We start from the raw sequence: 11,748 nt of genomic DNA, 5'->3' as shown, positions 1-11,748 counted from the left end.
TCCCGCGCCCGGTCCCGCCCGCAGGTGGTGCGGCTTCCGCCGCCTCCGCGCCGCCGTGCCGTACGGAGATCGCGCGGGTTCCGCCCGGTTCCGCGGGGCCTCGTCCGGCTCGCCGTACGGCTCGCGCCCGCTCGGCCCGGCGACGCCGTACGGCCGGAGCGGAAACGGCTTTGCGGACGGGGTTTTCTCAGTCGCGGCGGATGAGGCGGCGCTCCACGGCCACCCCCGGGGTGATCTCGCGGAGGAGGCGTTCGAGGTCGTCGCCGGCGGCGTCCAGCTCGTCGAGGGACAGTCCGTCCAGGCGCTCCAGGAGGAACAGCGCGTCGGTGGTGTCCTCGGTGATCCGGGTGCGGACGCACTGGCGCCAGTTCCAGCGGCGGCACGTCACGCCCTCGTCGTCGCGCCAGACGACCTCGCCGGGGTCGGGGTGCTCCACCGCCGGCTCGCCCGCCGCGATCGTGTCGAAGGTCTCCTCGCCGGTCGCCCGCACGAGCCGCGCCGCGCCCGCGTAGTGGCCCAGGTCCTCCCCGCCGATCGGCAGCACGTGGCGCACGCTCACCGAGTTGTAGGCGTCCACGACCTTGTTGATCTCCGGCAGCGCGTCCCGCCGCCGCAGGAGCGCGTCCACCGAGGGCCGCGTGCGCTGCGGCTTGGAGCCGAACGCTCGGTAGGCGTCCTGCCACGCCTTCACGTGCGGATGCCCGTCGTCCACCACGGCGGCCGCCGCCTCCGCCAGCCACTCCCGGGACCGGTCGTCCGAGCCGGAGTTCGCCAGCCCCCGCGCCGAGATCACCAGCACCGCGAAGTCCGGGCGCAGCTCCCAGACCGCCTCGTCGACCCCCACCCGCTCGATCACGCCGCCCCCCAACACCTCGCCCTGCCCCCCAAAGATTACCGATTCACCCGCCCACCCCACCGCACGCCCCACCCCCGTCGCCACGCCCGCACCCGTCGCCGCGCCCGCACCCGCTCCGCGCCCCAACCTGCCCGCGCCCCCAACCTGCCCGCGCCCCATTCCCTCGCCTCCCCTCGCCTCCCCTCGCCGTGATCTGGCGATCGCGCACGCCGCTCGCGGCACCCGAGGTGTGCGGTGGGGTCGGCGTGGCGCGGAATCGCAAGATCACGGCCCGTGAGGTGGTGGCCGCCGCCTCGGGACGGCGGGTTGAGGTTCGGAGGGCGGGTCAGGGAGGCGGGGGGAGGGGGAAGCGGGCTGTGACGGTTCGGTCGTCGTGGTCCAGGGTGCCGCCGGCCGCGGCCATGCGGTCGGAGAGAGGGGTCAGCCAGGGCCAGGGCGGGAGGTGGGCGTCCGGGTCGGGCGGGGGCGGGGTCCGCGGGGGCTCGGCGTACTCGTCGCCTATCGCGTCGTCCGGGCAGGCGGCGGCGTCGTCGAGGGCGGTGGGGTCGTCGGGGCCCTCGGCCGTACCGGGCGGGGGGAGGGTCAGGTCCACGACCAGGGCGTCATCGCGCAGGCGGACGCACGCCGTGACCGGGGACGGGTGCGCGTGGGCGGCGGCCGTGCGCAGGCAGTCGAACGCGGCGTGCTCCAGGACGGCCGGGAGCCGCCGGTCGAGGTCGATCTCGGCGGTGAGGGCGGGGGCGAGGGTGGCGGCGGCGGCCGCCAGGCCCTCGGCGTCGAGTTCGGCCGGCCAGACCCGGGTCGCGAGGGCGCGCACGCCGAGGAGCGCGTCGCGGGCGTCCCGGTGCAGGCGGTCCAGCTCCGGGAACGGGTACGCGTGGCGCAGCATGCTCACCCGGGCCGCCAGCGCCGCCACGTCGCGCTGCACGTCCTGCCGCAGCCACGCCGCCACGTCCCGCCGCAGCGCCGTCCCGTCGGCCGCCAGCCGCGCCCGCGACTCCCGCAGCGCCGCGACGTCCCCGGCCAGTTCGTCGGCGCGCTCCCTGGCCAGGCCGAGCCGCCTGCTCTCCTCCGCGACCAGCCGGGCGTTCCGCACCGCCCGCGCCGTGCGGTCGGCGAACACCCGCAGCAGCGCGTGCTCCCGCTCGCTCAGCCGGCGCCCCGGCCGGGGCCCGACCTCGACGCGGCCCAGGTGCTCGCCCGCCTGCCGCAGCGGGAGCGCGACCGTGATCTCCTGGTACGGCGGGGCGCCCGCGGCCATCGGCTCGGGCCCGATCGCCTCGCGGGGCAGCGGCCCCAGGCGGACCAGCGCCCACCGCACGCCCAGGCCCCGCCGTACCCCCTCGGCGGCGACCCTGGCCACCACGCGCTGGTCGCCGGTCCCGGCGAGCGTCTCGCCGAGCCACTCCAGCAGGCCCGGCTCGCCCGGTCGCCCGATCGCGAGCCGGTCCAGCCGCTCCCGCAGCGGCCACGCGAAGGCCATCACCGCCAGCCCCAGCAGCGCCGCGACCCCGAGCCGCACGTCCGCGTCCACGCCGTACGCCAGGGCGAGCGCGACCGCGACCCCGCACGCGAGGAGCCACGCGCCGCCGTACACGAGGACGCGCCGCAGGGTGGCGGCCGTGCCGTACGAGCCGGGGCGGAGGGCCGCGAGCAGCGCGGCGGCCAGCCAGACCAGCAGCGCGGCGTAGAACCCGGCCCACAGGACCGGCGCGGCGGGGAGCGCGCCCGGGCCCGGGTCCAGGGCGATCCGGAGCGCGGCGACCTGGAACGGGGCCGTCGCGGGCGGGGTGTTCCCGGCCGGGATCAGGCCGGTGGCCAGGCCGAGCGCGAGCGTGATCCCGCCGACCGCGGTGACCGCGAGCGCCACGAGCGGGCGGCGCAGCGGCAGCCGCACCGGCTCGGGGGCGCGGCCGTACCGCAGGAGCAGGATCGCCGCGCCGTACACCAGGACGAGCGGCCGCCACGGTTCCAGGCCGGGGACCGGGAACCCGGCGAGCGGGGCGGGGATCGCGGGGACGGCCACGAGGACCCACGCCGGCCGGAGCGCCCAGCGGGCGGCGCGACCGGCGCGGCCGTCCGGGAGCAGCGCGAACGTCTGCGCGCCGAGCACGTACAGCGCCCACTCGGCGGCGTCGGCGACGCGCAGCGCGGGCGTGAACCAGGGCTCCTCGCCGGAGTACGCCGCGACGGCGGCGACCACGGTCAGCAGCGCCGAGTGGGCGGCGAAGAGCGCGCCGAGCACGAGGAGCCGCAGCGCCGTCAGGTTCCGCGGGGCGGCGCGCGCGGCGTACAGCCCGGCGGCGTAGAAGGGCGCGGGGATCGCGGCGATCCACCAGAGCCGGGGGACGCTCGTCGCGGCCAGCGTGATCGCGAGGGCGAGCGCCAGACCGCCGGCGATCGCCGTGGCGACCGCCCAGCCGCCCTGCCCGTCGCGCACGCGCACCTGACCATCGTGGTGCTCATCACCGCGCACCGTCCAGTTCCCGGCGAATCCGGATAATCGCAAAGAAGTCTTTGCAAAGAACTCTTTGCGGTCTAGGGTGTGAGCCATGTCAGACGAGACGAACCCCGCGCGCGCCGGGGGCGGCGCGGGACTCCCGCCGCATCGCGAACGGCCGCGGCGGGACGACGTGCGCCGGGTCACCGACGTGGAGACGCTGAAGGCCGTGGCGCACCCGCTGCGGACCCGGCTCCTGGCGTCCCTGCGGGTGGACGGCCCCGCGACCGCGAGCGAGCTGGCCCGGCGGTTCGGCGAGAGCTCCGGCTCGACGAGCTACCACCTGCGCCAGCTCGAGCGGTACGGCTTCATCGAGCAGGACCCCGAGCAGCGCAACGCCCGCGAACGCCGCTGGCGGGCCCTGCACGCCCTCACCTCCTGGAGCAACGCCGAGATGCGCGAGACCCCGGAGGGCCGCGAGGCGACGGCCTTCATGCGCCGCCGCCACCTGCAGTCCGTCGTGGAGACGGCCGAGCGCTTCGAGGCGGAGATCGAGGACTGGAGCCCGGAGTGGGTCGAGACCCTCGGCCTGAGCGACGAGGTGGTGCGGCTCACGCCCGCGGCCCTGCACGAGGTGCGCCGCCGCCTGGAGGAGATGGTCCACGAACTCGCCGCCGATCCCGGGGACCCCGGCGACGGCAGCGAGCTGATCATGCTGACCCTGGCCGCCTTCCCCGCGAGGGGGTACGCCTGATGGGCACGACGATCGACCCCGCCCGCCGGTTCGCCCTGCTGAACTTCCTCGTGTGGCTGGCGACCGGGCTGTACATGACCCCGATGGTCCTTCTGTACCAGGCGCGCGGCCTGGACCTGGCGGGCGTCGGGCTGGTCTTCGCCATCTACGGCGGCACCGTGGTCGCCCTGGAACTGCCGACCGGCGGGCTGGCCGACGTGATCGGCCGGCGCACGGTGCTCGCCATCTCGGCGGCGGTCGGCGTGATCGCGCTCGCCTGGATGGCCGTGGCGACCACGCTGTGGGAGCTCGCGCTGACCTCCCTGCTCAAGGGCGTCTCGCGGGCGCTGTCCAGCGGCCCCGCCGAGGCGTGGTACGTCGACAGGGCGGGCGAGAAGGCCGACCTGCGGCGCGGGCTGGCGCGCGGGGAGTCGGTGGGCTCCCTCGCGCTGGCCGCCGGGACGCTCGTGGGCGGCGTGATCCCGCTCCTGATGCCCCGGGACCTGCCGCTGGGCCTGATCCCGCTGTCCGTGCCCGTCGCCCTGAGCGCGGTCGCGTCGGTGGCGCTGCTGCTGACGGCGATGTTCGGCATGCCCGAGCCGCCGCGTCCCCGGGCCACGCCGGGATCGGTGCTGCGCGACGTGCCGCGCACGATCGGCACGGGCTTCCGGCTGGGGCTGCGCGACAGCGTGCTCGTGCGCGTGCTCGGCACGATGTTCGTGCTCGGGGTGGCGCTCAACGCCATCGAGATGCTCACGCCGGGCCGCCTGGCGGACCTGACCGGCGGGGGCGAGAAGGGCGGCCTGGTCTACGCGATCGTCGTCTCCGCCGGGTTCCTGGCGTTCTCGCTCGGCCAGCGGCTCAGCCCGCTCGCCGCCCGCGTCCTGACCCCGCGCGACGGCGGCGGGGACGGCGGCGCGGCCGGCGGGCCGCCGCCCGTGCCCGAGGGGCCGCCCGTCCCCGGACGGCCGCTGGAGACGGGGGCCGCCGAGACCGAGACCGAGGCCGCCCACGCCGAGGCGGGCGCCGCCCTCGCTCAGGCCGCGCGCACCGGCCAAGCCGCCCGCACCGGCCAAGCCCAGAACGCCGCTCCGGCGGCGCACACGGAGGCGGACGGCGGCGCGGCGGGGGATCGCGGCGCGGCGGGCGACCGGGCGGCGCCCGGGTCGGAGCGGTCGATGCGCGGGGCGGCGCGGGCGGCCGCGGCCGGCGTGATCGTCGCCGCGCTCGCGCTGTCCGGCCTCGCCGCCGGGACCGCGCTCGCCGGTTTCCCCGCCGTGGTCGCGGCCGCCCTGGCGTACGTCGTGATGTTCATCGGCTTCGGGATCACCTCGCCGCTGCGGCAGGAGATGACCCATCGCCGGGTGTCCTCCGGGGAGCGCGCGACCGTCGTCTCGGTGATGTCGCTTCAGCTCCAGTTCGGCGGCACACTGTGTGCGCTGGCCGGAGGCATGCTCGCGGCCCGGGCGGGCGTCGCCTCCGTCTGGTGGGGCGCCGCCGGCCTGCTCCTGCTGTCGGCGCTGCTCTACCTCGGGATCGGTGGGCGCGCCGCGCGGACCGCCCCGGAGCGGGTGCCCGCGCGGTCCGGCGCGGGATGATCCCGGGCGCGCCCGCCGCGCGCCCGGACGGCGGCGCGAGCGCGCCGGCCCCCAGGACGAGGCCCCGCCCGACTCAGCGGGCGGGCGGGGCCTCCCAGTCCACGTCGGGGCCCCAGGGGACGATCCCCGTCGGGTTGATGTTGGTCTGCGTGACGTAGTAGTGGCGCTTGATGTGGTCGAAGTCGGTGGTCTCGCGGAAGGCGGGGACCCGGTAGAGGTCGCGGGCGTAGGACCACAGGCGGGGGTAGTCGACCAGGCGGCGGACCATGCACTTGAAGTGGGAATGGTAGACCGCGTCGAAGCGGGCGAGCGTGGTGTAGAGGCGGACGTCGGACTCGGTCAGGTCGTCGCCGAACAGGAACCGCCGCCCGCCCAGCCGCTCCTCCAGGAAGTCCAGCGTGCGGAAGACCTCGCCCACGGCCTCGTCGTAGGCCTCCTGGGAGCGGGCGAAGCCGGCCTTGTAGACGCCGTTGTTGAGACCGTGGAAGAGCCGGTCGTTCAGCTCGTCGATCTCCGCCCGCAGCCGCTCCGGGTAGAGGTCGGGCGCGCCCTGCGCGTGGAAGGGCGCGAGGATCGTCTCGAAGTCCAGGGTGATCTGCGGATAGTCGTTGGTGGTGAGGTGGTTCGCCTTGGTGTCCCAGACGCAGGGGACCGTGTAGCGGCCGGTGAAGGACGGGTCGCTCGCCAGGTAGAGCTCCGAGAGGTAGGCCGCGCCCGTCACCGGGTCCTTGCCGAAGAAGCGCCAGCCCTTCTCGTCGCGGATGGGGTCCACGATCGTGACGCCGATGACCTCCTCCAGGCCCAGCAGCCGCCGCACGATGAGCGCGCGCTGGGCCCAGGGGCAGGCCAGCGACGCGTAGAGCTGGTATCTGCCCGCCTCAGGCGTGATGTGGTCGGTGAACCGGTTCGGCTGGCGCCGGAACCGCCCGTCGTCCGTGGTCTCACGACTCAGATCCATGCCCCGACCGTAACCCCGGCGCGACCCCGGACCGAGGCCGAACACGATTCTGTGGACAGCCCTGAATAGAACGCGATTCTGTGGACAGGGCAGAATGCCAGACGTGGTGACTGCGACGAACGAAGAGCAGCGGGCCGCGTGGCTCGGCGGGCGGCTTCCCGAGGTCGAGCGGGTGCGGCCGGGCCTGTGGTCGATCCCCGTGCCCATCCCGATCAACCCGCTGCGCTACGTCCTGGTCTACGCCCTGGAACTGCCGGACGGCGTCGCCATCGTGGACGCGGGCTGGGACACCCCCGAGGCGTTCGCCGGGCTCACCGCGGGCCTGGCCGTCGCCGGGTACACCATCGCCGACGTCAGGGCCGTGCTCGTCACCCACATCCACCCCGACCACTACGGCCTGGCCGGGCGGGTGCGCGAGGAGTCCGGCGCGTGGGTCGGCCTGCACCCGGCCGACGCCCGGCTCATCCCCGACCGCTACGACGAGGGCTTCGCCGAAGGTCTCGTACGGCGTGAGCGCGCCCTCCTCGACCGGTGCGGCGTCCCGCCCGCGTCCGCGGACGAGCTGGCCGGGGCCTCGATGGCCGTACGGCACTTCGTGCGCCTGGCCGAGCCCGACGTGCTCATCGAGGACGGCGACCGCCTGGACCTGCCCGGCTGGGACCTGCGCGCGATCTGGACGCCCGGGCACTCCCCGGGGCACCTGTGCTTCGCCGAGCCCGGCCGCCGCCTGCTGCTGTCCGGCGACCACGTGCTGCCCAGGATCACCCCGATCGTGGCCGTGCACCCGCAGGCCCCGGCGAACCCGCTGGCCGACTACCTGGACTCGCTGGCCTCGATCCGCGCGCTGGAGGCGGACGAGGTGCTGCCCGCGCATGAGTACCGGTTCGCCGGGCTCGCCGACCGCGTGGACCACGTGATCGCCCACCACCACGAGCGCCTCGACGAGATCGAGAAGACGGTCGCCGCCGCCGGCGAGATCGCCTGCTGGGACCTGGCCACCCGTCTCACCTGGTCCCGTCCCTGGGAGACGATCCCCCTGTTCATGCGCCGCGCCGCCAACGGGGAGACGCTGGCCCACCTCGTCTGGCTGGAGGCCCGCGGCCGCGTCCGCCGCACCCCCGGCACCCCCGACCTCTGGAGCCCCGCGACCTGACCTTCCGCCGCCCGCCGCCCGCCGCCCCCGCGCCTCCCGCGCCCCGCGCGCCGTACGGCGGGGCCGGCGAGAGCCGTACGACGGACCCGGCGCCAGCCGTACGGCTCGGTCAGGCCAGGCGGGCGGTGCCCCGGCCGGTGGTGAGGGGCAGGTCGAGGAGGGTGCGGACGCCCGGGGGCGCGGCGCAGACCGCGGGGACGGCGTTGACCGCGTGCGCGGCCGCCCCCGCGAGGCCCTGGGTGACCTCGTCCACCGAGAGCATGAGCTGGGGGACGCCCTCGATGTGCGCCGAGAACCCGGGGGAGGGCCAGCGCCCCACCCGCGCGGCGTCGGACTTGTAGACGCACTCGATCGTCATGAACGGCCGCCCCCGCACCAGCCCGGAGAAGAGCCACCGCGACGCGCAGACCGTGCCCCGCCGCACGACTCCGGCCGCGACCTCGAAGTCCTCCCGCGCCAGGTCGTACTCGTCGCGCTCCTCCACCTCGTCCAGCTCCACGCCCAGCGCGGCGGCGACCAGGTGCACGCTCTCGGCGAAGAGCCCCCGCTGGAACGCCCGGAACGGCCGCACCGAGCGGACGTACTCCTCGGGGGCGCGGCCGAAGCCGATCAGGTCGCCGACGATCCGCGCCGACGGATGCCCGCTGAAGTCCGAGCACTCGCGGGCGTAGATGTGGTCCAGCCGCACGCACAGCCCCGACAGCGCCAGCGGGAGCAGGTCGCACATGAACCCGGGGTTGATGCCCGTGCCGTGCAGGCTGGTCCCGCCCTCGCGGCACGCCTCCTCCAGCCGCTCGACCAGGCCCCGGCCGTACGCCTGCGGGTAGACGAAGCCGGTCGTCGTGATCACGTTCTTGCCGGAGCGCAGCAGCGCGCAGATCGTCTCGACGTCGTCGGTACGGCTGCCGCCCGCGAACGGCGCGGGCAGCGGCATGTGGAGCACGCAGTCGGCCGGGATGGCCATGATCTCGTGGACGTCCGCCGTGGTAACCACGCCGGTGGGCCCGGCCCCGACCAGCTCTCCGGCGTCGCGGCCCGCCTTCTTGGGGTCGAAGACGAGCACGCCCGCGAGTTCGAGCCAGGGGCGGGAGATCACCGAGCGCAGGGAGTAGCCGCCGACCGCGCCGGTGGCCCACTGGATGACCCGGTGGGAGGGGGAGACGGGCATAGGAGGCCTCCAGCCCGGAGTGTCGCTCAGCCGTTGTTCAGGTGTGCGCGGGGGAGTGCCCGCGGGGTCTCGCGAGGGGGCGTGCGCGGGGCGGCGCCGGGATGCGGGACCCGACACCCTAGCAGAAGCGCACTCGTCCGATCACTATGCGCTATCGACATTTCAGGGTCCTACCCGGTGAGCGGCGAGCCGCACAGAACAAGCTACTGTTTGGTTGTCACAGGCGCGGACGCACACCGGATGCACAACCGTACGCAGGAAGGCAGGCGGCATGAGTGAGCTGCGGTTCGACGGCAAGGTCGCGATCGTCACGGGGGCCGGCCACGGCCTCGGGCGCTCCCACGCGCTGGAGCTGGGCCGGCGGGGCGCCAAGGTGGTCGTGAACGACCTGGGCGGCGCGCTCGACGGCAGCGGCGCGTCCACCACGCCCGCGGCCGAGGTGACCGAGCTGATCGCCAAGGAGGGCGGCGAGGCCATCGCCGACGCGCACGACGTCGCCACCCCCGAGGGCGCCCAGGCGCTCGTGGACGCCGCGATCGAGCGGTTCGGCCGGGTGGACATCGTCGTCAACAACGCGGGCATCCTGCGGGACAAGTCGTTCGGCAAGATGAGCGTCGAGGAGTTCGACGCCGTGCTCGCCGTGCACGTGCGCGGGTCCTACCTCGTCAGCCGCGCCGCCTGGCCGCACATGAAGGAGCAGGGTTACGGCCGCGTGCTCATGACGTCCTCGCCCGCCGGTCTGTTCGGCAACTTCGGCCAGGCCAACTACTCCACCGCCAAGATGGGCCTGGTCGGCCTGGCCAAGACGCTGGGCATCGAGGGCGCCAAGAACGGCATCAAGGCCAACGCGATCGCCCCGATCGCCTGGACCCGGATGACCGAGTCCCTGCTGCCGGCCGAGTTCGAGAGCAAGTTCACGCCGGAGCGCGTCACCGCCCTCGTGACGTACCTCGTCCACGAGTCCTGCGAGACCAGCGGCGAGGTCTTCTCGGTCGGCGGCGGCCGGGTCGCCCGCGTGTTCGTCGCGGAGGGTCCGGGCTTCCGCCAGGACGACCTGACCCCCGAGGCCGTGCGGGACAACTGGGACGCGATCCTGGCCGAGACGCCGTACCTCACGCCGACCACGCTGGGCCAGCAGGCCGGCGCATCCATGAAGGCCATGCTCTGACCCGCTGATCCCGTGCGTCCCCGGGAGCGCGATCCGCTGATCCCGCGCGCCCCCCGGGACGCGCCCGCCGCGCCCCGGGGACGTCCGTCTCCTGGGCGCGGCGGGCGGCGGTCAGTCGCCGCCGAGGTGGAGGTCCACCCCGAGCAGGACGAGGAACCACAGGAACACCGCGAGCAGCGCCTCCGCGACGTCCCTGAGCAGGGCCGGCGTGATGTAGTCGTGGACCCAGGCCACGTAGATGCCGACGAGGATGTAGATCAGGAAAACCAGGCTGATGCCCCGGCGGTACAAGCGAGCCATCGTCGTCTCCTAGCGAGCGCCCGCCTCGCCCCGCGCCTGCCCGCGGGGCGACGTCACTCGGCGTGCCGCCAGGGTGCCCCTTGCCGGAAAGGTGAAACTTCCGGCAGCTCAGCCGTACATACCATGATTTGTCGGCATGTACGGCTGAGCCGATGCGCCCGTGGAGCCGGGGCCCGTGGTGCCAGGGCGCCGTGGAGCCGGGGCCCGTGGTGCCAGGGCGCCGTGGAGCCGTTGCACCGTTGAACCCTTGAGCCTGTGATCAGTCGAAGAGCACGATCTGCCGCAGGGCCTCGCCGGAGCGCAGCGCGGCGACGGCGTCGTTCACCTCGGACAGGCGGATGCGGCGGCTGATCATGCTGTCCATGTCCAGCTTGCCCGCCTTGTAGAGCTCGGCGTAGAAGGGGAAGTCCCGGCGCGTGTCGGCGTTGCCGTACAGCGAGGAGAGGATGTTCTTGCCCTCGAAGAGCAGGCTGAACGCGCTCATCTGGAAGTTGTCGTCGGCCGCGCCCGCGCCCACGACCACCACGTCGCCGCCGCGCCGGGCCGCCTGCCAGGCCGCCTGGATGGTGGCGGACCTGCCCACCGCCTCGAAGGCGTAGTCGAACCCCTCGCCCCCGGTGACCAGGCCGATCGCCTCGGCGAGCTGGTCCGGCGTGCACGCGTCCGTCGCGCCCACCTTCTTGGCCAGGGTGTGCTTGGACTCCAGCGGGTCCACCGCCAGGATCTTCGTGGCGCCCGCGATGCGCGCCCCCTGGATGATCGACAGCCCGATCCCGCCGCAGCCGATCACCGCGACCGTGCTGCCCGGCCGTACCTTGGCGGTGTTGAACACCGAGCCGAGGCCGGTGGTGATGCCGCAGCCGATCAGCGCCGCCACCTCGTACGGCACCGCCGGGTCGATCTTGATCGCGCCCTGGAACGGGATCGTGACCTCCTCCGACCACGTGCCGCACCCGGCCATGCCGAACGCGGCCTTGCCGCCGTCGAAGGTGAACCGCGACTCGGTGAAGCCGCGGATGACGTAGGTGACGCAGAGGTACGGCTCGCCCCGGACGCAGCTCGCGCACGTGCCGCAGGCGGGGGTCCAGTTGATCACCACGCGGTCGCCCGGCTCCAGGCCGGTGACGTGGTCCCCGACCTCGACGACCTCGCCCGCGCCCTCGTGGCCGATCACGCAGGGCAGCGTGGCCGGCAGCACCCCGGTCATGACCGACAGGTCCGAGTGGCACACGCCCGTGGCCCTGATCTTCACCCGGACCTCGGCGGGGCCGGGCCCGGCCACCGTGACGTCGTCGCGGATGTCCAGCTTGTCGTCGCCGACCGCGTGCAACAGAGCGGCTCGCACCATCGAAACCTCCAGGGGAGTTCCTGGCC

General features: G+C 74.8%; 10 protein-coding genes. 4 read left to right on the top strand and 6 right to left on the bottom strand.

The genetic code is table 11. The annotated features are described in order from the left end of the window. Positions 1-187: 187 nt before the first annotated feature. Positions 188-856 carry a B3/B4 domain-containing protein gene (locus D5H75_RS27870; protein ID WP_206781968.1) on the bottom strand — a complete coding sequence of 223 codons (669 nt, stop codon included), beginning with the start codon at positions 854-856 and terminating at the stop codon, positions 188-190. Between the two features lie 325 nt (positions 857-1,181). Further along, positions 1,182-3,302 carry a GAF domain-containing protein gene (locus tag D5H75_RS41960; RefSeq protein WP_202638572.1) on the bottom strand — a complete coding sequence of 707 codons (2,121 nt, stop codon included), beginning with the start codon at positions 3,300-3,302 and terminating at the stop codon, positions 1,182-1,184. Positions 3,303-3,408: 106 nt separating this feature from the next. Between D5H75_RS41960 and D5H75_RS27860 the strand changes: the two genes are divergently transcribed. Continuing rightward, positions 3,409-4,050: a helix-turn-helix domain-containing protein gene (locus tag D5H75_RS27860; RefSeq protein ID WP_119929511.1), complete on the top strand. Its 642-nt coding sequence runs from the start codon at positions 3,409-3,411 to the stop codon at positions 4,048-4,050. Next, positions 4,050-5,627 (top strand): MFS transporter, encoded by a 1,578-nt coding sequence (locus tag D5H75_RS27855; protein ID WP_119929510.1) that lies wholly within the window; start codon positions 4,050-4,052, stop codon positions 5,625-5,627. Before D5H75_RS27860 ends, D5H75_RS27855 begins: the two co-directional genes overlap by 1 nt. Positions 5,628-5,700: 73 nt before the next feature. Here D5H75_RS27855 and D5H75_RS27850 read toward each other — a convergent pair whose 3' ends face one another. Beyond that, on the bottom strand, positions 5,701-6,585 hold the full coding sequence (locus D5H75_RS27850; protein WP_119929509.1) for a glutathione S-transferase family protein: 885 nt from the start codon (positions 6,583-6,585) through the stop codon (positions 5,701-5,703). Positions 6,586-6,688: 103 nt separating this feature from the next. Between D5H75_RS27850 and D5H75_RS27845 the strand changes: the two genes are divergently transcribed. Next, positions 6,689-7,738 carry an MBL fold metallo-hydrolase gene (locus D5H75_RS27845; protein WP_242454559.1) on the top strand — a complete coding sequence of 350 codons (1,050 nt, stop codon included), beginning with the start codon at positions 6,689-6,691 and terminating at the stop codon, positions 7,736-7,738. A 109-nt stretch (positions 7,739-7,847) separates the two neighbouring features. Here D5H75_RS27845 and D5H75_RS27840 read toward each other — a convergent pair whose 3' ends face one another. Continuing rightward, complete coding sequence (locus tag D5H75_RS27840; protein WP_119929507.1) at positions 7,848-8,906, bottom strand: NAD(P)H-dependent amine dehydrogenase family protein; 1,059 nt, start codon at positions 8,904-8,906, stop codon at positions 7,848-7,850. A gap of 271 nt (positions 8,907-9,177) precedes the next feature. Here D5H75_RS27840 and D5H75_RS27835 point away from each other — a divergent pair, with 271 nt between their 5' ends. Continuing rightward, on the top strand, positions 9,178-10,074 hold the full coding sequence (locus D5H75_RS27835; RefSeq protein WP_119929506.1) for an SDR family oxidoreductase: 897 nt from the start codon (positions 9,178-9,180) through the stop codon (positions 10,072-10,074). A 111-nt stretch (positions 10,075-10,185) separates the two neighbouring features. Here the strand turns inward: D5H75_RS27835 and D5H75_RS27830 are convergent, their stop codons facing one another. Both D5H75_RS27830 and D5H75_RS27825 read right to left on the bottom strand, forming a co-directional pair. Next, complete coding sequence (locus tag D5H75_RS27830; protein ID WP_119929505.1) at positions 10,186-10,374, bottom strand: hypothetical protein; 189 nt, start codon at positions 10,372-10,374, stop codon at positions 10,186-10,188. 259 nt (positions 10,375-10,633) lie between these two features. After that, positions 10,634-11,722, bottom strand: a complete 1,089-nt coding sequence (locus tag D5H75_RS27825) for a Zn-dependent alcohol dehydrogenase (protein WP_202638571.1) — start codon at positions 11,720-11,722, stop codon at positions 10,634-10,636. Positions 11,723-11,748: the final 26 nt, after the last annotated feature.

It is taken from the genome of Bailinhaonella thermotolerans, assembly GCF_003594875.1.
GTDB classification, from domain to species: domain Bacteria; phylum Actinomycetota; class Actinomycetes; order Streptosporangiales; family Streptosporangiaceae; genus Bailinhaonella; species Bailinhaonella thermotolerans.
This window is presented reverse-complemented; position numbering and strand designations above follow the sequence as displayed.

Coding starts and splice junctions, on each gene's coding strand:
- D5H75_RS27825 (WP_202638571.1), bottom strand. CDS start 11,722: ATGGTGCGAGCCGCTCTGTTGCACGCGGTCGGCGACGACAAGCTGGAC.
- D5H75_RS27850 (WP_119929509.1), bottom strand. CDS start 6,585: ATGGATCTGAGTCGTGAGACCACGGACGACGGGCGGTTCCGGCGCCAG.
- D5H75_RS27855 (WP_119929510.1), top strand. CDS start 4,050: ATGGGCACGACGATCGACCCCGCCCGCCGGTTCGCCCTGCTGAACTTC.
- D5H75_RS27835 (WP_119929506.1), top strand. CDS start 9,178: ATGAGTGAGCTGCGGTTCGACGGCAAGGTCGCGATCGTCACGGGGGCC.
- D5H75_RS27860 (WP_119929511.1), top strand. CDS start 3,409: ATGTCAGACGAGACGAACCCCGCGCGCGCCGGGGGCGGCGCGGGACTC.
- D5H75_RS27830 (WP_119929505.1), bottom strand. CDS start 10,374: ATGGCTCGCTTGTACCGCCGGGGCATCAGCCTGGTTTTCCTGATCTAC.
- D5H75_RS27840 (WP_119929507.1), bottom strand. CDS start 8,906: ATGCCCGTCTCCCCCTCCCACCGGGTCATCCAGTGGGCCACCGGCGCG.